Raw genomic sequence first — 18,972 nt, 5'->3', positions numbered from 1 at the left:
CTCGCCGCCTGCCGGCGCAGTCTCATCCGGCGACGTCGGCGTGCGCGGTGGCTACCGGCCGGTAACCCGGGCGCGGTCGAGGCGGCGGATCGTCTCCGGGACCGGCGTCCGCTCCGTGGCCCGGAGCAGGTCCAGCGCCGCGGTCAGCGGGAACGGCGGCGCGAGGGCGATGCGAGCCAGGCCGGCGGCGTAGCGGTCGAGCATCCGCTCCCCCGCCTCCTGCGCGTCGGGCGGCTGGGCGGCGAGCAGCACCGCGGCGTCCCACGCTTCGCCGCGGGCCTTCTCGATGTTGAAACCGACGATCTCCTCGTCCAGCCGCCCGAGGACGACGTCCAGCGTGCCGAGCAGCGGCGAGAGATCGGCCAGCGCGACCTGGAACCGGGCCAGCTCCTCGGCGAGGATCTCGTTCACCGCGTCGAAGTCGGATCGCAGGCCGTGGATGGCGTCGCCGGGGAGCAGCCGTGCCGACGCCACCGCGAGGTCCAGGTTGATGTGCGCGTTGACGCCCAGCACGAGGTGCTGCACGAGCACGGGCCCGGCGTCGGCGCCGGCCCGGAAGGCGGCCCGCCAGCTCCGGCTCGGCGTCCCCGCGGCCCGCCAGGCGTGCAGCGCCGCGAAGTAGCGGTTGGCGAACTCGGCGTCGAGCCGGCTCATCCGCTCGCCGTCCTCGAAGACGCCGTCGTCGATCGCGCGGGCGATCGCCACCGTGACCTGCCGGTACAGGGCGGCGAAGTACCCCACGCGGTCGGCGTCCCGGACCGCCTCGTCCACGACGTCGGCCAGCAGCGAGAGGACGTCGTCGATGGTGTCCGCGTGCCGGGGTGGGGTCATGCACGCACCCTGGCCGTCCACAGCCGCGCACGGAAGAGCACCGCCGACGAGCGATCCGCCCTACCCTTCCCGCCGTGGACGAGCCGCCTCGCGGCCGGCGTATCCCAGCCCGAGTCCCCGGTCTCCTCCCGACAGCGACCGCCCGAGGAGTGGCGGTCGCCCCTCAGCCGCCCGGGGGGCACCGCGCCCCGTGGGGAACGAAGGGACGGCGACAGGCATGACCGACAACGAGAACAGCACGCCGCGGGACTCGGGCAGCACCGCGATGGACCCCCCGAACATCGTCGGCCCGCGCGGCCCGCAGGACGACGTACCGGCCCGCCGCGGCTGCGGCGCGATGGTGGTGCACCGCCGGCTGCTCAACGAGTCGGCCGCCTACCGGGACGCCCGGTCGGCGATCGAGAACGGCACGCTGGCCTTCCTGGCCGCCGGGGGGATGGACCGCTTCGAGGGCGTCGCGCGCATCCCGGTCGTGGTCCACGTGGTCTGGCGGACCGAGGCGCAGAACCTCTCCGACGAGCAGGTCCGCAGCCAGATCGACGTGCTGAACCGGGACTTCCGCGGCACCAACGACGACATCGGCATCGTGCCCGAGCCGTTCACCGCCCTGATCGCCGACACCCGCATCGAGTTCGAGCTGGCGACCACCGACCCGGACGGGTTCGCTACCTCGGGCATCACCCGCACGCAGACCGACGTGACCGCGTTCGACTCCGACGACCGGGTCAAGAGCAGCGCCACCGGGGGCGCCGACCCCTGGCCGGCCGACCGCTACCTCAACATCTGGGTCTGCCAGCTCTCCGGTGGCCTGCTGGGCTACGCGCAGTTCCCCGGCGGGCCGCCGGAGACCGACGGCGTGGTCAGCCTGCACACCGCCTTCGGCACCACCGGCACCGCCGCCGCCCCCTTCGACCTCGGCCGGACGACCACCCACGAGGTGGGTCACTACCTCAACCTGTTCCACATCTGGGGCGACGACGGCACCGGGTGCGGCGGCACGGACGAGGTCGACGACACCCCGAACGCGGCGGGCCCGAACTTCGGCGTGCCGACGTTCCCGCACGTCACGTGCGGCAACGGTCCGAACGGCGACCTGTTCTACGACTTCATGGACTACACCGACGACCGGGGAATGGTCATGTTCACGCGGGGGCAGGCGGCCCGGATGGAGGCCTGCCTGGACGTCGTCCGCTCGTCGCTCATCCGGTCCTCCAGCCTGGCCTCCTCGGCCTGAGCCGGATGTCCGTGCCCATCCAGGGTCTCGCCGGCCGGTGGCTGCACTCGTTCGAGGAGGACCACGGCGACGTCGCGGTCTACCGGCCGGCCGACCACCCCTTCCCGCCGGCGCGGGGGCGGGACGGCATCGAGTTCGCCGACGACGGCTCCTTCACCGAGTGGGCCATCGGCCGGGGGGACGCCCGCGAGCCGGTGCCGGGCCGCTGGTCCACCGCGGACGCCGGCTCGGTGTCGGTGAGCACCGACCGGGGCGGGCATCAGGTGCTCGAGGTGGTGCACCTGGCCCCCGACCGGCTCGAGGTACGACGGAGGTCGACATGACGCAGGCTGTGGGCGAGGCGCAGGCCCGCTTCGGCGAGCAGGTCTTCGAGTGGCCGGCGGCCGGCCGCGCCGGCCGGCCGGCCCTGGTGACCCAGGTCGGCCGGTCCTTCCAGGCCGCGCACCCGGAGGTGCCCGTCCTGCTGGACCACGGCCGGCACCTGGTCGTCGACCTGTCGGGAGTGCCGGCGCCCCGCCGGGCGGAGGCCGCCGAGCACGCCGACTGGCGGGTCGAGCCGCTGCCGCTGGGCACCGTCGTCGTCGGCCGGCCGGTGGCGGCGGCCCGCGCCGTCGACGACGACGTCGCGGCGCTCCTGTCGGACCTCTCGGCGGAGTCGTTCGACGCGTCGCTGGCGTTCCTGACCGGCCTGCCGACCCGGCACTCGTGGAGCACCGGGTTCCGCGAGGCGGTCGAGTGGGTCTGCACCCGGCTGACCGACGCCGGTCTCGCGGTCACCCGCCACTCGATCACCGTGGGCAGCGGGTCGAGCACCAACGTCCTGGCCGATCTGCCCGGTACCGCCGACGCGGACCGGGGCGTCGTCCTGGTGACCGCCCACCTGGACTCGGTCAACCTCGCCGGCGGGCCCTCCGCCCCCGCGCCGGGGGCCGACGACAACGGCAGCGGATCGGCCGGGGCGCTCGAACTGGGCCGGGTGCTCGCCGGGCGGACCTGGCTACACGACCTGCGGGTGATCCTCTTCGGCGGCGAGGAGCAGGGCCTGCACGGCAGCCGCCAGTACGTGGCCGCCCTGCCGCCGGAGGAGCGGGCTCGCATCCGGGCGGTGCTCAACCTCGACATGGTGGGTTCGCTGAACACCGCGGCACCCGCCGTGCTGCTCGAGGGGGCGCCGCTGTCGCAGGGGCTGATCGACGACCTGGCGGCCGCGGCGGCGACGTACACCGGGCTCGCCGTCGAGACGTCGCTGCGACCCTTCGCCAGCGACCACGTGCCCTTCATCGACGCCGGCATCCCGGCGGTGCTCACGATCGAGGGAGCCGACAGCGCGAACGGCAACATCCACAGCGATCGCGACGTGCTCGCCACGGTGACCACGGAGCTGGCCGTCGAGATCCTGCGGATGAACACCGCCGCCCTGGCCGGCTGGCTCCAGCCGGCCGGGAGGGGTCAGAAGAGCCGGGCGGAGGGGTCGTCGGTGCCCTTGAGGACGGCGTAGTCGACGGTCACGCAGTCGATGCCGCGGTCCTGGGCGAGCACCCGCGCCTGCGGCTTGATCTCCTGCGCGGCGAACACCCCCTTGACCGGGGCGAGCAGCGGATCGCGGTTGAGCAGCTCCAGGTACCGGGTCAGCTGCTCGACGCCGTCGATCTCGCCGCGGCGCTTGATCTCCACCGCCACGACGGCGCCCGCGGCGTCGCGGCACAGCAGGTCCACCGGGCCGATCGCGGTCGGGTACTCGCGCCGGACCAGCGACCAGCCCTGGCCGAAGGTCTCCACGTGCAGGGCCAGCAGCCGCTGCAGCTCGGCCTCCACGCCGTCCTTCTGCAGGCCGGGGTCCACGCCGAGCTCGTGGCTGGAGTCGTGCTCCACGGCCTCGATGGTGATGATCAGCTGCTCGCCGGCCTTGTTCGTGACCGTCCAGGTGCCCGACCCGTCGGCCAGCTCCTCCTTGAGGGTGCAGGGCGGGCTCATCCAGTTCAGCGGCTTGTACGCGCGGTCGTCGGCGTGGATCGAGACCGAGCCGTCGGCCTTCACCAGCAGGAGGCGCGAGGCCATCGGCAGGTGGGCGGTGAGCCGCCCGATGTAGTCCACGGAGCAACGGGCGATGACCAGGCGCACGGTGGCCGACGGTACCCGGTGGCCCGTCGCGGTGACTTCGTGATGATTTCGTGTCCTCCCCGGGGCAACCCGGAGGCGCCGTCGGCCGTCCTACGGTCATGACCATGAGGCGCTCCCTCCGGCCCGCCGCGCTGGCCGTGCTGCTCCTGCTGTCCGCCTGTGGCGCCCGCGGGACGGCCGACGAGGCACCCGAACCGTCGTCGGCGGAGCCTGCTCCGGCCGCGGGTCTCGTGCTCCGGGTGGACCAGACCGGTGGATTCGTCATGCCGTCGGCGGCCGTGGGACGGCTGCCCGTCGTGGCGGTCTACGCCGACGGACAGGTGATCACCCAGGGCCCGGTGCCCGCGATCCATCCCGGCCCGGCGCTGCCGAACGTGCAGGTGCAGGAGATCGACCAGGCCCAGGTGCAGGACGTCGTCGACCGGGCCCTGGCGGCCGGGGTCGCCGAGACCGGGGATCTGGGCTCGCCACCGGTGGCCGACGCCTTCACCACCCGCTTCACCCTCGTGACGGCCGACGACACGTACGTCCGCGAGGTCTACGCGCTGTGGGAGACGCCGGAGGGCGGGAGCGCCCAGGGGGTGACCGCCGACCAGGCGGCCGCGAGGGACCGTCTCGCCGAGCTGCTGAACTCGCTGACCGACCTCGGGATGACGGACACGACCGCCTACGAGCCGTCCGCCGTCGCGGTGATCACCGCCCCGTGGACCGACCCGGGCGACGGGCTCGACTACCCGGCCATGCCCTGGCCCGGACCGGAGCTCCCGGGCGCACCGCTGCCCGGTCCGCCCGGCTTCAGCTGCGCAACGGTCACCGGCACCGAGGTGGCGCCGCTGCTGGAGGCGGCTGCGGGCGCCACCCAGCTCACCCCGTGGACGACCCCGGACGGCGATCGGTGGTCGGTCACCTTCCGCCCCCTGCTGCCCGACGAGTCCGGCTGCGAGGACCTGACCCGGTGACGACGACGGGCCCGGCCCTCCCGAGGGAGGACCGGGCCCTTTCTCAGACCGTGGCGGGCTGACGCAGATCGGCGTCCACACCGCCGGTCCGCTCGACCGGTGCCAGCGGCTCGGCCGGGCGGCCGGACCGGTAGCGCTCGACGTCCAGGATGCCCTCGCGCTTGGCCACGATCGTCGGCACGAGCGCCTGGCCCGCGACGTTCACCGCGGTGCGGCCCATGTCGAGGATCGGGTCGATCGCCAGCAGCAGCCCGACGCCGGCCAGCGGCAGGCCGAGGGTCGACAGCGTGAGCGTCAGCATGACGACCGCGCCGGTCACGCCGGCGGTGGCGGCCGATCCGACGACCGACACCAGGACGATGAGCAGGTAGTCGGTGATCGACAGGTCGACGCCGAAGAACTGCGCGACGAAGATCGCCGCCAGCGCCGGGTAGATCGCCGCGCAGCCGTCCATCTTCGTCGTCGCGCCCAGCGGCACGGCGAACGAGGCGTAGGACCGCGGGACACCCAGGTTCTGCTCGGTCACCCGCTCGGTCACCGGCAGGGTGCCGATCGAGGAGCGGGACACGAATGCCAGCTGGATGGCCGGCCACGCGCCGGCGAACCAGCGCAGCGGCGAGAGGCCGTGCAGGCGCAGCAGCACCGGGTAGACGACGAACAGCACCAGCGCCAGGCCCGCGTACACCGCACCGGCGAAGACACCGAGCGAGCCGAGCGAGTTCCAGCCGTAGCTCGCGACGGCGTTGCCGATCAGGCCGACGGTGCCCAGCGGCGCCAGCAGGATGACCCACCAGAGCACCTTCTGGACGATCGTCAGCGCAGAGCGCACGAAGCCGAGGAACGGCTCGGCCGCGTCGCCGACCTTGAGCGCCGCGATGCCGACGGCAGCGGCGATGACGATCAGCTGCAGCACGTTGAACGACAGGCCGACGGAGCCGTCGTCACCTGCCGAACCCTGCAGCCCGAGGATGTTGCCGGGCACCACACCGTTGAGGAAGTCCCACCAGGAGCCGGTGGTGCCGGGGTCGGTCTGCGCCGACGCGTCCACGGAGCTGTTGCGGCCGGGCTCGGTGAGCAGGCCCAGGCCGATGCCGATGGCCACGGCGATCAGCGCGGTGATGCCGAACCACAGCAGCGTCTGGCCGGCCAGGCGCGCGGCGTTCGAGACCTGCTTGAGGTTGGCGATGCTGACGATCACCGCGGTGACGATCAGCGGCGGGACCAGCGCCTTCAGCAGCGTCACGAAGGTGCCGCCGATGGTCTGCAGGGTGCTGGTCAGCCAGTTGGGCGAGCCGTCGGCGACGGGGCCGATCTCGCGGGCGACGAAGCCCAGGACGACGCCGAGGACGAGGGCCAGGAGGACCTGTGCCGCGAACGGGACGCGGCGGAGACGTGCGAGCACGAAGGGGATGCCTTTCGAGGGATGCGGAGGAGGAGGCGGACGCGGCGGGCGTCAACAGCCGGCGGTCGTCATCCGTCCGAAGTCCAGGGCACGCCTCCGCGTGAGGCCCCACAGGTTGCACACGGCAAGCAACAATGCGCACGGGGGACGACGGCATCCCGGATGTGCGCCGTCTCACCCGCGGCGGTCAGTCGGGCCAGACCGGTGAACGCTTCTCCAGGAAGGCGGCCATCCCCTCGCGGGCGCCGGGGAGCTGGCTCGCCGCTGCCATCACCTCGACGGCGGTCGTGTAGGCGTCGCGCTCGGGCCGGTCGAGCTGGGCGTACATGGTCTGCTTGCCCCAGCCCTTGCTCGCCCGGGATCCCCGGGTCGCCCGCTGCATCAGGTCGGCGACGGCCTCGTCGAGGTCGGCATCGGGCACGACGCGGTTGACCAGGCCCCAGTCCAGGGCGGTCCGGGCGTCGATCACGTCGCCGGTGAGCGCGAGCTCCATCGCGCGCTTGCGGCCGACGTTGCGGGCGATGGCGACCATCGGGGTGTGGCAGAACCAGCCGCCCTTGCCACCGGGGGCAGCGAACCCGGCCGACTCGGCCGCGACCGCCAGGTCGCACGAGGCGACCAGTTGGCAGCCCGCGGCCGTCGCCAGGGCGTGCACCCGTGCGAGCACGACCTGGGGCACGTCCTGCAGTGTCTGCATGAGCTCGGTGCACAGCAGCAGCAGGCTCCGTACCTCGGCGACCGGCTTCCCGGCGACGTCCGCGAAGTCGTGCCCGGCGCTGAACACCGGCCCCTCGGCGGCCAGCACGATTCCCGTGGCGTCGCTCGAGCCCACCTCCCGCACGGCCGCGAGCAGCTGGGTCAGGTGCTCGCGGGAGAGGGCGTTGCGCCTGGCGGCGCGCGTCATCGTGATGCGGACGACGTCCCCGTCCCGCTCGACCCTCGGCGCGCCGTCCCCGCTCATGCCGGCTCGGGCACCTTCTCGTCGAGGCCGTTCGCCGCGCGGACGACGTCGACGACCTGGCCCATGATGTCGGTGAGCCCGAAGTCCTTCGGTGTGAAGACCCGGGCCACCCCCTGCTCGCGCAGCCGGCGGGCGTCGCTGTCGGGGATGATCCCGCCCACCACCACCGGGACGTCGTCCAGACCGGCGTCCTTGAGGCCCTGCAGGACCGCCGGCACCACCTGCAGGTGCGAACCGGACAGTACCGAGAGGCCGACGACGTGCACGTCCTCCTCGACCGCGGCCGAGACGATCTGCGCGGGGGTGAGCCGGATGCCCTGGTAGACCACCTCGAAGCCGGCGTCGCGGGCCCGCACCGCGATCTGCTCCGCGCCGTTGGAGTGCCCGTCCAGGCCGGGCTTGCCGACCAGGAACCGGAGGCGACCCCCGAGCTCCTCGCCGGTCGCCCGGACCCGCTCCCGCACCTGGGTCAGCGTCTCGTCGGCCTCGCCGCCGCCGGTCGCGGCGGCCACACCGGTCGGTGCCCGGTACTCGCCGAACACCTCGCGCAGCACCCCGGCCCATTCACCCGTCGTCACGCCGGCCCGGGCGCACTCGAGGGTGGCCTCCATCAGGTTCTCGTCGGTGCCGGCCGCCTGGCGGAGCCGCTCGAGTGCGCGCTCCACGGCCTCGCCGTCCCGCTCGGACCGCCACTTCCGGACCGCCTCCTGGGCGGCTGCCTCGACGGCCGGGTCGACGACCATGATCGCGGTGTCGAGGTCCGCGGTGAGCGGATTGGGCTCCGTGCTGTCGAACTTGTTGACGCCGACGACGACGTCCTCGCCGCTCTCCATCTTCCGGCGGCGCTCGGCCAGCGAGGCGACCAGCTCCCCCTTCATGTAGCCGGACTCCACGGCCGCCACGGCGCCGCCCATCTCCTGCACCCGCCGGATCTCCTCGCGGGCGCCCTCGACGAGCTCGCCGACCTTCTGCTCGACGACGACGGAGCCGGTGAACAGGTCCTCGTACTCGAGCAGATCGGTCTCGTAGGCGAGCACCTGCTGGAGGCGCAACGACCACTGCTGGTCCCACGGCCGGGGCAGACCGAGCGCCTCGTTCCAGGCCGGGAGCTGGATCGCCCGCGCACGGGCGTCCCGTGACAGCGTGACGGCCAGCATCTCCAGGACGATGCGCTGGACGTTGTTCTCCGGCTGCGCCTCGGTCAGGCCGAGCGAGTTCACCTGCACGCCGTAGCGGAAGCGTCGGTGCTTGGGGTCCTCGACACCGTAGCGCTCCTTCGTCAGCTCGTCCCAGAGCTGGGTGAAGGCGCGCATCTTGCACATCTCCTCGACGAAGCGCACGCCCGCGTTCACGAAGAAGGAGATGCGCGCGACGACCTCGCCGAACTTCTCCTGCGGCACCTGCCCCGAGTCCCGCACCGAGTCGAGGACCGCGATCGCGGTGCTGATCGCGTAGGCGATCTCCTGCACCGGCGTCGCCCCGGCCTCCTGCAGGTGGTAGCTGCAGATGTTGGTCGGATTCCACTTCGGCATGGCCGTCACCGTGTAGGCGACCATGTCGGTGATCAGCCGCATCGAGGGAGCCGGCGGGAAGACGTAGGTCCCCCGCGACAGGTACTCCTTGATGATGTCGTTCTGCGTCGTCCCCGCGAGCTTGCTGACGTCGTGCCCGTGCTCCTCGGCCACCGCCTGGTAGAGCGCGAGCAGCCACATCGCCGTGGCGTTGATCGTCATCGACGTGTTCATCTCGTCGAGCGGGATGCCGTCGAACAGCGCCCGCATGTCGCCGATGTGCGTCACGGGCACGCCGACCTTGCCCACCTCGCCGACCGCCAGCTCGTCGTCCGGGTCGTAGCCGGTCTGCGTCGGCAGGTCGAAGGCCACGGAGAGGCCGGTCTGGCCCTTGGCCAGGTTGCGCCGGTACAGGGCGTTGGACTCGGCCGGCGACGAGTGGCCGGCGTAGGTGCGCATGACCCAGGGGCGGTCGCGCTCCGACGGCGTCGAGGGGAACGGCATGCCAGCGGAGTGTAGGGCGGTTACTCGCCGGTAGCAGCTCCGCCCCGGAGTCGTGAGCGGTGGCACACTCGAACGGAGCACGGACGAGAGGAATGCGGTGCCCATCGGCGCGGGGAGCAACCTGCACTACCTCGTGGGACCCGTCATCGCGTTCGTCGTCCTCGCGGGTCTGGCGCTGTTCATGCGCTGGGCCTTCGGCACGGGCTACGGCCGCCGGCGGCCGGCTCCCCCACCGGACGAGGGCCTGCTGACCGTGATCGCCACGCTGTCGCGCCGCGAGTCGGCGCTGGCCCTGCGGGCCGTGCTGTCCGACGCGGGCATCCGGTCGACGATCCGGTTCCCCGTGGCGAACCGGGCCGACGTGCTGGTCTTCCGCGAGGACGCCGACCGGGCACGCACGCTGGCCGGCTCGTTCCGGGGCTGACCTGCCCTCCCCGAGGAGCCGAAACCGCGGTTTCGGCAGCGAGAACAGCGACCAGAACCGCGGTTTCGGCTCAGCCCGGGCGCTCGGTCCGCCGGATCTGGGCACCGAGCCCGCGCAGCTGCTCGACGAAGTCGGGATAGCCGCGGTCGACGTGGTGCACCTCCTGCACCTCGGTGACGCCGTCGGACACCAGACCGGCGAGGACGAGGCCGGCGCCGGCGCGGATGTCGGTGGCCACCACGGGCGCGCTGGAGAGCCTCTCGCGTCCCCGCACGACGGCGTGGTGCCCGTCGATGCGGACGTCGGCGCCGAGCCGCACCAGCTCGTTGACGAACATGAAGCGGCCCTCGAACACGTTCTCGGTGATCAGTGCGGTGCCGGTGGAGACCGCGGCCAGCGCGACGGCCATCGGCTGCAGGTCTGTCGGGAAGCCGGGGAACGGCAGCGTGACGACGTCGACGCAGCGCGGCCGCCCGTCCATGGCCACCCGGATGCCGTCGTCGCGGGGCTCGACCGTGGCGCCGGCATCGGTCAGCTTGTTCAGCGCGACCGTGAGGTGGTCGGCCACCCCGCGCTCGATCACGACGTCCCCCTGGGTCATGACCGCACCGATCGCCCAGGTGCCGGCGACGATGCGGTCGGGCACGGTCGTGTAGGTGACCGGCGACAGGACCTCGACGCCCTCGACGGTGATGGTGGACGTGCCCGCGCCGTCGATGCGGGCGCCCATCGCGCCGAGCATCGCGCAGAGGTCGACGATCTCCGGCTCGCGGGCGGCGTTGTCGATGACGGTGGTGCCGTCGGCGAGGACCGCGGCCATGACGAGGTTCTCGGTCGCCCCGACCGACGGGAAGTCCAGCCAGATCGACGTCCCGCGCAGCCGCGGCGCGGTGGCGACGAGGAAGCCGTGCTCGCTGACGATGGACGCCCCCAACCGCTCGAGCCCCGAGATGTGCATGTCGAGGCCACGGGAACCGATGGCGTCCCCGCCCGGCAGAGCCACCCGCGCCGAGCCGCACCGGGCAACCAGCGGCCCCAGCACGCTGATGGACGCACGCATCCGCCGGACGAGGTCGTAGTCGGTCTCGGTGGACGGCTTGTCCGGCACCTCGATGAGCACCCGGCCGCCTCCGCCACCACCGGGGGTGCGCTCGTAGTCGACGTCGCAGCCGAGCCGCCGCAGCACCTCGCTCATGATCGCGACGTCGAGGATGTCGGGGACCTCGTCGATCGTGGTGGTGCCCGGCGCCAGCAGCGCCGCGGCCATGAGTTTCAGCGCGCTGTTCTTCGCACCCGTGACCCGCACCCGGCCGGTCAGGGCCGTTCCGCCGGTCACCTCGAAGCACTCCACGCGGCCACCCTACGGTGGCACGGGCCCGTGACCGCCCGTGACTACGCTGCCGGTCATGACGGTCCGGCTCACGCGCATCTACACGAAGACCGGCGACGCCGGCGAGACCCACCTCGGCGACATGAGCCGGGTGCCCAAGACCGATCCTCGGCTGCACGCCTTCGCCGACGTCGACGAGGCCAACAGCGCGCTGGGCGTCGCGCTGGCCCTGGGGGCCCTCGAGCCACCGGTCACCGAGCTGCTCCGCAGCATCCAGAACGACCTCTTCGACGTCGGCGCGGATCTCGCCACCCCGGTCACGCCCGATCCCCAGTTCCCGCCGCTGCGCATCACCGCCGCCTACACGGAGCGGCTCGAGGCGGCGTGCGACGAGTACAACGCCACGCTGCCGAAGCTCAACAGCTTCATCCTCCCCGGCGGAACGGCCGCGGCAGCGCTTCTGCACCAGGCGCGGGTCGTCACCCGGCGTGCCGAGCGCAGTGTGTGGGCACTGCTCGCCGCCGACGCCGAGCGGACCAACGCGGAGACGGCCCGCTACCTCAACCGGCTCTCGGACCTGCTGTTCATCCTCGCCCGCATCGCGAACCCCGGTGGGGACGTCCTGTGGGAGCCGGGCGCGCACAGCGGCGCGCACACCCAGCGCGCGGCGGCCGCCGCGGAGCGGCCGGCGGACTGAGCGACCCGTCACGTGCCCGGCGGGGCCGCCTCCATCCAGGACAGGAAGCCGGTCACCGTCGAGGTGTCCATGGCCAGCTCCCGCGGCCCCTCCGGCGTCGCGATCGTCAGGACGACGACGTCCGACGGGAGCGCGAGGTCCTCGCGCCCCGGGCTGCGCCGGGACTCCACCTGGATCTCGTTGCGCGACAGCCGCTCGTGCGGGCGGACGGCGAGGGAGAGCCCCCGGTACCAGAGCAGGACGTCGCCGCCGTACCAGGCGACCCCGACCGACCAGCGCGGGGAGCGGACCGGCCGCAGCCACATGGTGACCGCGCCGAGCCCCGACAGCAGGAAGCGGCGGCGCAAGAGGAACGCGACGGCCAGCATCAGCAAGAGGCCGACCAGGATGACGACGAGAGCCGTGGTCACGGCGCGGTGCCCGTTCCCTGGCGCGTGGTCGTCACGGGGCCGGCGGGCGGTGCGGTGCGGGTCGGCTGCGCGAGGTCAGGGAGTCAGACGGTCGCGCCGGCCGCACGCAGGCGGGACTGCGCCCGACGCGCCGCGTCGAGCGCCTCGGGCTCGTCGCCGGACTCCTCGGCGCGCCGCAGCGCCTCCCGTGCCCGCTCCACGTCGATCTCGGTGGAGATCTCGGCGGTCTCGGCCAGGATCGAGACGCCCTTGTCGCTCACCGACAGGAAGCCACCGTGGGCGGCCACGATCACGTCGTCCCCGGACTCGGTCCGGATCGTCACGACGCCACCCTCGGCGAGCTGCCCCAGCAGCGGCGCGTGACCGGGCAGGACCCCCAGCTCGCCCTCGGTCGTCCGGGCGATGACCATGCTCGCCTCGCCCGACCAGATCTTCCGCTCGACGGCCACCAACTCGACCTGCAGGGTCGCCACGACACTCCTCGGGACTCAGGGACGGAACCGTCACTCTAGCTGCGCGACCGCAGGCTGGAACGGCCGCCCTTCAGGGGCCCGCGCCGAGCCTGCGAGGCGTGGGGGAAGGGCGGCCCTCTGTCAGACGGCGCGGCGGTACAGCAGCGTCCAGCGGCCGACCCGCACCCACGGGCGCCGCACGCTCGTGGCCGGCGCCCACTCGTCGATGCCGAACGGCTCCGCGTCGGTGGGCTCCACCGGTGCGTAGGGTGGCCACGACCAGCCCGTGTCCGGGCTGCTCGGCCCTGCGGCGTTCGCGTCCACGTCGTTCCTCACCCCGTGCCCGCTCCTCGGGCGGATCGCTGTCATGGTCGGCGCGGGGTGCGCTGACCAGCAGGGACCATAGCGCCGATCCACCCACTCGGGTGACCGACCGTTCCCCCGATCCGGCAGCGTTCCCGGACTTCTCGCACACCGGACGGCCGGCCCCTGTGCGGAGGGGCCGGCCGTCCCGGGCGTCGTCTCAGGACTTCTTGAGCTTGTCCGCGTTGCGCTCGAGGTCCTCGAGGCCACCGCACATGAAGAAGGCCTGCTCGGGGACGGCGTCGTACTCGCCCTCGGTGATCGCTTTGAACGCCTGCAGCGTCTCCGACAGCGGCACGAACGAGCCCGGCTGCCCGGTGAAGGCCTCGGCCACGAACATGTTCTGCGAGAGGAAGCGCTCCACGCGGCGGGCCCGCTGGACGGTGACCTTGTCCTCCTCGGAGAGCTCGTCGATGCCGAGGATGGCGATGATGTCCTGCAGCTCCTGGTAGCGCTGCAGGACCTGCTTCACCGTCTGGGCGACCGCGTAGTGCTCCTGGCCGATGTACTGCGGGTCGAGGATCCGGCTGGTCGAGTCCAGCGGGTCGACGGCCGGGTAGATGCCCTTCTCCGAGATCGGCCGCGAGAGCACGGTCGTCGCGTCGAGGTGGGCGAACGTGGTGTGGGGTGCGGGGTCGGTGATGTCGTCGGCGGGCACGTAGATCGCCTGCATCGAGGTGATCGAACGGCCACGGGTCGAGGTGATCCGCTCCTGCAGCTCGCCCATCTCGTCGGCGAGGGTGGGCTGGTAACCCACCGCCGAGGGCATGCGGCCGAGCAGGGTCGACACCTCGGAACCGGCCTGGGTGAACCGGAAGATGTTGTCGATGAAGAGCAGCACGTCCTGGTTCTGCTCGTCGCGGAAGTACTCGGCCATGGTCAGCGCCGAGAGGGCGACGCGCAGCCGCGTGCCAGGCGGCTCGTCCATCTGGCCGAAGACCAGCGCGGTCGACTCGATGACGCCGGACTCGGTCATCTCCGTGATGAGGTCGTTGCCCTCGCGGGTGCGCTCGCCGACGCCGGCGAACACCGACACGCCACCGAACTCCTGGGCGACGCGACGGATCATCTCCTGGATGAGCACCGTCTTCCCCACGCCGGCGCCGCCGAACAGGCCGATCTTCCCGCCGGCCACGTAGGGCGTGAGCAGGTCGATGACCTTGATGCCGGTCTCCAGCATCTCGGTGCGACCCTCGAGCTGGTCGAACCGCGGCGCGTGCCGGTGGATCGTCCAGCGCGGTGCGTCGCGGGCGTAGCCGGGCTCGTCGAGGCACTCGCCGAGCGCGTTCCAGACGTGGCCCTTGGTCACGTCGCCGACCGGCACGCTGATGGCGGAGCCGGTGTCGGACACCGAGGCGCCGCGGATCAGGCCGTCGGTCGGCTGCATCGAGATGGTGCGGACGACGTTCTCGCCGAGGTGCTGCGCCACCTCGAGGGTCAGCGTCTTGCTGAGGTCGGCCAGGGTGACGTCGACCTTCAGGGCGTTGAACAGGTCGGGCATCGCGTCGCGCGGGAACTCGACGTCGACGACCGGCCCGGTGACCCGCACGACCCGGCCGGCGGCCGTGGTCTGCGAGGTGGTCGGACGGTCCTCGGTGACGGTCATCTGTACTGCTCTCCTGCCCTCGGGCGTCGGTGGTCTGTCGTGAAGGGGTCGGTCAGTCGTCGGCACCGGCCGAGACCAGCGCGTCGGCGCCGCCGACGATCTCGCTGATCTCCTGGGTGATCTCGGCCTGGCGGGCCTGGTTGGCCTGCCGCGAGAGGTTCTTGGCCAGCTCCTCGGCGTTGTCCGAGGCGGACTTCATCGCCCGGCGGCGGGACGCCGACTCCGAGGCGGCCGCCTCGAGCATCGCCGCGTAGATCCGGGTGGTGATGTACTTCGGCAGCAGCGCGTCGAGCAGGCCCTCGGCCGAGGGCTCGAACTCGTAGGACGTCGGGACGCCGGACTCCGCGGAGCCGCTCGCTGCGCCCGTCTCCCTGTCCTCGCGCTCGTAGTCGAACTCATCCACCTCCTCGACCTCCAGCGGGGCCATCCGCTTGGCGACCGGGACCTGGCTGAGCAGCGACCGGAACTCGGTGAAGACGATGTGCAGCTCGTCGACACCGAGGATGCCGTCGGCACCGGCTCCACCGGACTCGTCGTCGTCCTCACCGGCGGAGAAGGCGGCGATGAGCTCCTGGCCGACGGCCTGCGCGTCGGTGTAGTTCGGCTGCTCCGAGAAGCCGGTGAAGGTGTCGGCCATCTCGCGGTTGCGGAAGGAGTAGTAGGTCTCCCCCTTCCGGCCGACCACGTACAGGACCGGCTCCTTCCCTTCCTGCCGGAGCAGGGAGAGCAGCTCCTCGGTGCGCCGCAGCACGTTGACGTTGTACGAGCCGGCGAAGCCCCGGTCGGAGGTGATGACGAGCACCGCCGCCCGGCGCGGGTTCTGCCGCTCGGTCAGCAGGGGATGGTCGAGCGACGCGGAGGACGCCAGCGCCGAGAGCACCCGCGTGATCTCCCGGGCGTAGGGCTTGGACGCCTCCACCCGGGCCTGGGCGCGCACGATGCGGGCACCGGCGATCAGCTCCTGCGCCGAGAAGATCTTCTTCGTCGACTGCGTGGAGCGGATGCGGCGCCGCAGCGCGCGGAGCGAGGCTGCCATCGGCTCAGGCCTTCTTCTTGACCTGGACGCGCTCCTGACCGACGTCCGCGGCGTCCATGGCCTCGGCCTCGTCCTCGCGGAGCGCCAGCGTCTGGCCCTCGGAGGTCGTGAACTGGCCGTAGAACGCCTCGACCGCCTTCTCCAGCGACGCGACGGTGTCGTCGCCGAGCGCCTTGGTCTGGCGGATCGCGTCGAACACGCCCTCGTGGCTGCGCGCGATGTGGTCGAGGAACTCGGACTCGAACCGCCGGACGTCGGCGACCGGGACGCGGTCGAGCTTGCCGGTGGTGCCCAGCCAGAGCGAGACGACCTCGCGCTCCACCGGGTACGGCGAGTACTGGCCCTGCTTGAGCAGCTCGACCAGGCGCTGACCGCGCTCGAGGGTCGCCCGGCTGGACGCGTCCAGGTCGGACGAGAACGAGGCGAAGGCCTCCAGCTCGCGGTACTGGGCGAGGTCCAGGCGCAGGCGGCCGGCCACCGACTTCATGGCCTTGATCTGCGCGGAGCCCCCGACGCGCGACACCGAGATGCCGACGTTGATGGCCGGGCGGACACCGGAGTTGAACAGACCGGTCTCGAGGAAGATCTGCCCGTCGGTGATGGAGATGACGTTGGTCGGGATGTAGGCCGACACGTCGTTGCCCTTGGTCTCGATGAGCGGCAGGCCGGTCATGGAACCCGCGCCGAGCTCGTCGGAGAGCTTCGCGCAGCGCTCGAGCAGCCGGGAGTGGAGGTAGAAGACGTCGCCCGGGTAGGCCTCGCGACCCGGCGGACGGCGCAGCAGCAGCGAGACCGCGCGGTAGGCCTCGGCCTGCTTGGACAGGTCGTCGAACACGATCAGGACGTGCTTGCCCTCGTACATCCAGTGCTGGCCGATGGCCGACCCGGTGTAGGGGGCGATGTACTTGTAGCCGGCCGACTCCGACGCGGGAGCCGCGACGATGGTCGTGTACTCCATCGCGCCGGCCTCCTCGAGCGAGGCGCGGATGGCTGCGATCGTGGAGCCCTTCTGGCCGACCGCGACGTAGATGCAGCGCACCTGCTGCTTCGGGTCGCCGGTCGCCCAGGCCTCCTTCTGGTTGATGATCGTGTCGGTGACGATCGCCGTCTTGCCGGTCTGGCGGTCACCGATGACCAGCTGCCGCTGGCCCCGGCCGATCGGCGTCATGGCGTCGATGGCCTTGATGCCGGTCTGCAGCGGCTCGTGCACCGACTGGCGCTGCACGACGGTGGGGGCCTGCAGCTCCAGCGCTCGGCGGCCGGTGGTCTCGATGGGGCCGCCACCGTCGATCGGGTTGCCGAGGGGGTCCACGACCCGCCCGAGGTACCCGTCGCCGACGGGCACCGAGAGCACCTCGCCGGTGCGGCGGACCTGTTGGCCCTCCTCGATACCGGCGAAGTCACCGAGTACGACGACACCGACCTCGCGCACGTCGAGGTTCAGCGCCAGCCCGCGGACGCCGCTCTCGAACTCGAGCAGCTCGTTGGTCATGACCGACGGCAGGCCCTCGACACGGGCGATGCCGTCACCGGCCTCGGTGACCGTGCCGACCTCCTCGCGGGAGATGTCGGGGCTGTACTCGGTGACGTAGCTCTGGATGGCACTGCGGATCTCGTCTGCGGAGATCGTCAGCTCGGCCATGGTCTAGGTCCTCTTCCCTGCGGGGTCGTGTCTGGGGGTGTCGGTCGGTGGGGGCGGTCAGCCGGCCAGTCGCCGTTCGGCGGCTTCCAGGCGGTGGGCGATGCTGCCGTCGATGACCTCGTCGCCCACCTGGACGATCAGGCCGCCGAGCACGCTCGGATCCACGGTCACCTGCAGTCCGATGGTCCGGCCGTAGAGCCGTCCCAGGACCTCGGTCAGCTGCTGCTCCTGCGCGGGGGTGAGCTCGACGGCGCTGGTGACCCGGGCCACGGACTGCCCGCGCCGCCGGCTCGCGACGTCGGAGAGCCGCTCGATCGCGTTCTCCGCGTTGCCGGTGTGGGCACCGGTGAGCACGTTGCGCAGCAGCTGCTCGGTGACCGGGCTGACCTTGCCGGACAGCAGCCGGTCCAGCAGTGCGGACCGGCCCTCGGGCGGAGCCGACCGGTCGCTCAGGATGCGGGCCAGCTCCCGGTCGCCGCCGACGATGCGGCCGAAGCGGAACAGCTCGTCCTCGACGCTGTCGAGCTCACCCCGCGCGTCCGCGGCGTCCAACGACGCCTCGATCGCCAGGTGGGTGAACGCGTCGACCAGGTCGAGCGGCCGGGACCAGCGCTGGCGGGCGACGGTCTCGACCAGGTCGAGGGCCGTGTCCGACACCTTCGAGCCGAACAGCCGCCGGGCCAGGCCGGCCCGGTCGTCGGGCTTGCCGGCCGGGTCGGACAGCGCCCGGCGCAGCGTCAGCTGACCGTCGAGCAGCCGCGCGACGGCGAACAGCTCGTCGGCCAGCGCGAGCAGCTCCGGCCCGGTGGCGGCCCGCGACGGCTGACGGGTCAGCCTGTCCCGCGCCTTCTCGAGCACCCCCGAGGCGGGACGGCTGAGCGCGTCCAGGCGCTCGCGGACGACCGCGAGCGCGGCCCGGCTGGAGGCCTCCATCAGCGGGCGCTCTCGGTCGCGGCCATGCCGTCGAGCTCGGCGAGGAAACGGTCCACCGTGCCCCGCCGGCGCGCGTCGTCGGCGAGTGACTCCCCGACGACCTGACCGGCGAGCTGGACGGCAAGGGTGCCGATCTGGCCGCGGAGCTCGTTGACGACCTGCTGACGGGAGGTGGCCAGCTGCTCCTCGCCGCGGGCGACGATCCGCGCCGACTCCTCCTGCGCCTGTGCCCGCAGCTCCTCGAGGATCTGCTGCCCCTCGGCACGGGCCTGGTCGCGGATCTGCGCCGCCTCCGCCCGGGCTTCGGCGAGCTGGGCCCGGTACTGCTCGAGCGCCGCCTTCGCCTCGGCCTGCATCGCCTCGGCCCGCTCGATGCCACCTTCGATGGCCTCACGGCGGGCCCGGAAGACCTGCTCGAAGCGAGGAACCACGAGCTTGACCACCACGAACACCAGGATCGAGAAGGTGATCAAGCCGACGATGATCTCGCCGAGCGGGGGCAGGAGCGGGTTCGCGCTCTCCGCGGCCAGGATGTTCATGCTCTGCACGTCCCTTG

Annotated in this window: 19 protein-coding genes; 6 read left to right on the top strand and 13 right to left on the bottom strand. The window is 72.4% G+C overall.

Annotated features, from left to right (window positions below; translation table 11 throughout):
• Positions 1-51 precede the first annotated feature (51 nt).
• Positions 52-831: a DUF5995 family protein gene (locus tag MVA48_RS21130; protein ID WP_246983264.1), complete on the bottom strand. Its 780-nt coding sequence runs from the start codon at positions 829-831 to the stop codon at positions 52-54.
• Positions 832-1,048: 217 nt separating this feature from the next.
• On the opposite strand from MVA48_RS21130, the gene MVA48_RS21125 reads away from it, so the two are divergent.
• The 3 genes from MVA48_RS21125 to MVA48_RS21115 are packed head-to-tail and all read left to right on the top strand — an operon-like array spanning position 1,049 to position 3,563.
• A complete protein-coding gene (locus MVA48_RS21125) occupies positions 1,049-2,065 on the top strand; it encodes a zinc metalloprotease (RefSeq protein WP_246983262.1) in 1,017 nt (338 codons plus the stop codon).
• 5 nt (positions 2,066-2,070) lie between these two features.
• Complete coding sequence (locus tag MVA48_RS21120; RefSeq protein WP_246983260.1) at positions 2,071-2,388, top strand: hypothetical protein; 318 nt, start codon at positions 2,071-2,073, stop codon at positions 2,386-2,388.
• Complete coding sequence (locus tag MVA48_RS21115) at positions 2,385-3,563, top strand: M28 family metallopeptidase (RefSeq protein WP_246983259.1); 1,179 nt, start codon at positions 2,385-2,387, stop codon at positions 3,561-3,563. The genes MVA48_RS21120 and MVA48_RS21115 overlap by 4 nt, the downstream gene beginning before the upstream one ends.
• Here the strand turns inward: MVA48_RS21115 and nucS are convergent.
• A complete protein-coding gene (gene nucS, locus MVA48_RS21110) occupies positions 3,515-4,186 on the bottom strand; it encodes an endonuclease NucS (protein ID WP_246983257.1) in 672 nt (223 codons plus the stop codon). The genes MVA48_RS21115 and nucS overlap by 49 nt on opposite strands.
• A 104-nt stretch (positions 4,187-4,290) precedes the next feature.
• Between nucS and MVA48_RS21105 the strand changes: the two genes are divergently transcribed.
• Complete coding sequence (locus MVA48_RS21105) at positions 4,291-5,145, top strand: hypothetical protein (RefSeq protein WP_246983255.1); 855 nt, start codon at positions 4,291-4,293, stop codon at positions 5,143-5,145.
• 43 nt (positions 5,146-5,188) lie between these two features.
• Here MVA48_RS21105 and MVA48_RS21100 read toward each other — a convergent pair whose 3' ends face one another.
• From MVA48_RS21100 to MVA48_RS21090, 3 genes are all read right to left on the bottom strand, one after another.
• Positions 5,189-6,547, bottom strand: coding sequence for a dicarboxylate/amino acid:cation symporter (locus MVA48_RS21100; protein ID WP_246983253.1), 1,359 nt, complete (start codon positions 6,545-6,547; stop codon positions 5,189-5,191).
• A 187-nt stretch (positions 6,548-6,734) separates the two neighbouring features.
• A complete protein-coding gene (locus MVA48_RS21095; protein WP_246983251.1) occupies positions 6,735-7,508 on the bottom strand; it encodes an enoyl-CoA hydratase-related protein in 774 nt (257 codons plus the stop codon).
• Positions 7,505-9,523 (bottom strand): protein meaA, encoded by a 2,019-nt coding sequence (locus MVA48_RS21090; protein ID WP_246983243.1) that lies wholly within the window; start codon positions 9,521-9,523, stop codon positions 7,505-7,507. The genes MVA48_RS21095 and MVA48_RS21090 overlap by 4 nt, the downstream gene beginning before the upstream one ends.
• Positions 9,524-9,620: 97 nt before the next feature.
• On the opposite strand from MVA48_RS21090, the gene MVA48_RS21085 reads away from it, so the two are divergent.
• A complete protein-coding gene (locus tag MVA48_RS21085; RefSeq protein WP_246983241.1) occupies positions 9,621-9,947 on the top strand; it encodes a hypothetical protein in 327 nt (108 codons plus the stop codon).
• 70 nt (positions 9,948-10,017) lie between these two features.
• Here the strand turns inward: MVA48_RS21085 and murA are convergent, their stop codons facing one another.
• Positions 10,018-11,298 (bottom strand): UDP-N-acetylglucosamine 1-carboxyvinyltransferase, encoded by a 1,281-nt coding sequence (gene murA / locus MVA48_RS21080; protein ID WP_246983239.1) that lies wholly within the window; start codon positions 11,296-11,298, stop codon positions 10,018-10,020.
• Positions 11,299-11,353: 55 nt separating this feature from the next.
• Between murA and MVA48_RS21075 the strand changes: the two genes are divergently transcribed.
• Positions 11,354-11,974: a cob(I)yrinic acid a,c-diamide adenosyltransferase gene (locus MVA48_RS21075; RefSeq protein WP_246983236.1), complete on the top strand. Its 621-nt coding sequence runs from the start codon at positions 11,354-11,356 to the stop codon at positions 11,972-11,974.
• An 8-nt stretch (positions 11,975-11,982) separates the two neighbouring features.
• Here MVA48_RS21075 and MVA48_RS21070 read toward each other — a convergent pair whose 3' ends face one another.
• The 7 genes from MVA48_RS21070 to MVA48_RS21040 form a co-directional block, all read right to left on the bottom strand.
• Positions 11,983-12,384: a DUF2550 domain-containing protein gene (locus tag MVA48_RS21070; RefSeq protein ID WP_246983227.1), complete on the bottom strand. Its 402-nt coding sequence runs from the start codon at positions 12,382-12,384 to the stop codon at positions 11,983-11,985.
• 83 nt (positions 12,385-12,467) lie between these two features.
• Complete coding sequence (locus MVA48_RS21065) at positions 12,468-12,857, bottom strand: F0F1 ATP synthase subunit epsilon (protein WP_246983225.1); 390 nt, start codon at positions 12,855-12,857, stop codon at positions 12,468-12,470.
• 502 nt (positions 12,858-13,359) lie between these two features.
• The gene (gene atpD, locus MVA48_RS21060; RefSeq protein ID WP_246983223.1) at positions 13,360-14,805 is read right to left on the bottom strand and encodes a F0F1 ATP synthase subunit beta; all 1,446 of its coding nucleotides are present in this window, start codon (positions 14,803-14,805) and stop codon (positions 13,360-13,362) included.
• A 52-nt stretch (positions 14,806-14,857) separates the two neighbouring features.
• Positions 14,858-15,841, bottom strand: a complete 984-nt coding sequence (locus MVA48_RS21055; protein WP_246983221.1) for a F0F1 ATP synthase subunit gamma — start codon at positions 15,839-15,841, stop codon at positions 14,858-14,860.
• A 4-nt stretch (positions 15,842-15,845) separates the two neighbouring features.
• Complete coding sequence (gene atpA / locus MVA48_RS21050) at positions 15,846-17,483, bottom strand: F0F1 ATP synthase subunit alpha (protein WP_246983219.1); 1,638 nt, start codon at positions 17,481-17,483, stop codon at positions 15,846-15,848.
• Positions 17,484-17,540: 57 nt separating this feature from the next.
• Positions 17,541-18,416, bottom strand: coding sequence for a F0F1 ATP synthase subunit delta (locus MVA48_RS21045; RefSeq protein ID WP_246983217.1), 876 nt, complete (start codon positions 18,414-18,416; stop codon positions 17,541-17,543).
• The gene (locus MVA48_RS21040; RefSeq protein WP_246983214.1) at positions 18,416-18,955 is read right to left on the bottom strand and encodes a F0F1 ATP synthase subunit B; all 540 of its coding nucleotides are present in this window, start codon (positions 18,953-18,955) and stop codon (positions 18,416-18,418) included. The genes MVA48_RS21045 and MVA48_RS21040 overlap by 1 nt, the downstream gene beginning before the upstream one ends.
• Between the last annotated feature and the right edge of the window lie 17 nt (positions 18,956-18,972).

The organism is Blastococcus sp. PRF04-17 (assembly GCF_023016265.1).
GTDB lineage: Bacteria > Actinomycetota > Actinomycetes > Mycobacteriales > Geodermatophilaceae > Blastococcus_B.
Note: the sequence above shows the minus strand (reverse complement) of the source record. Positions and strands in the feature narration are given on the sequence as shown.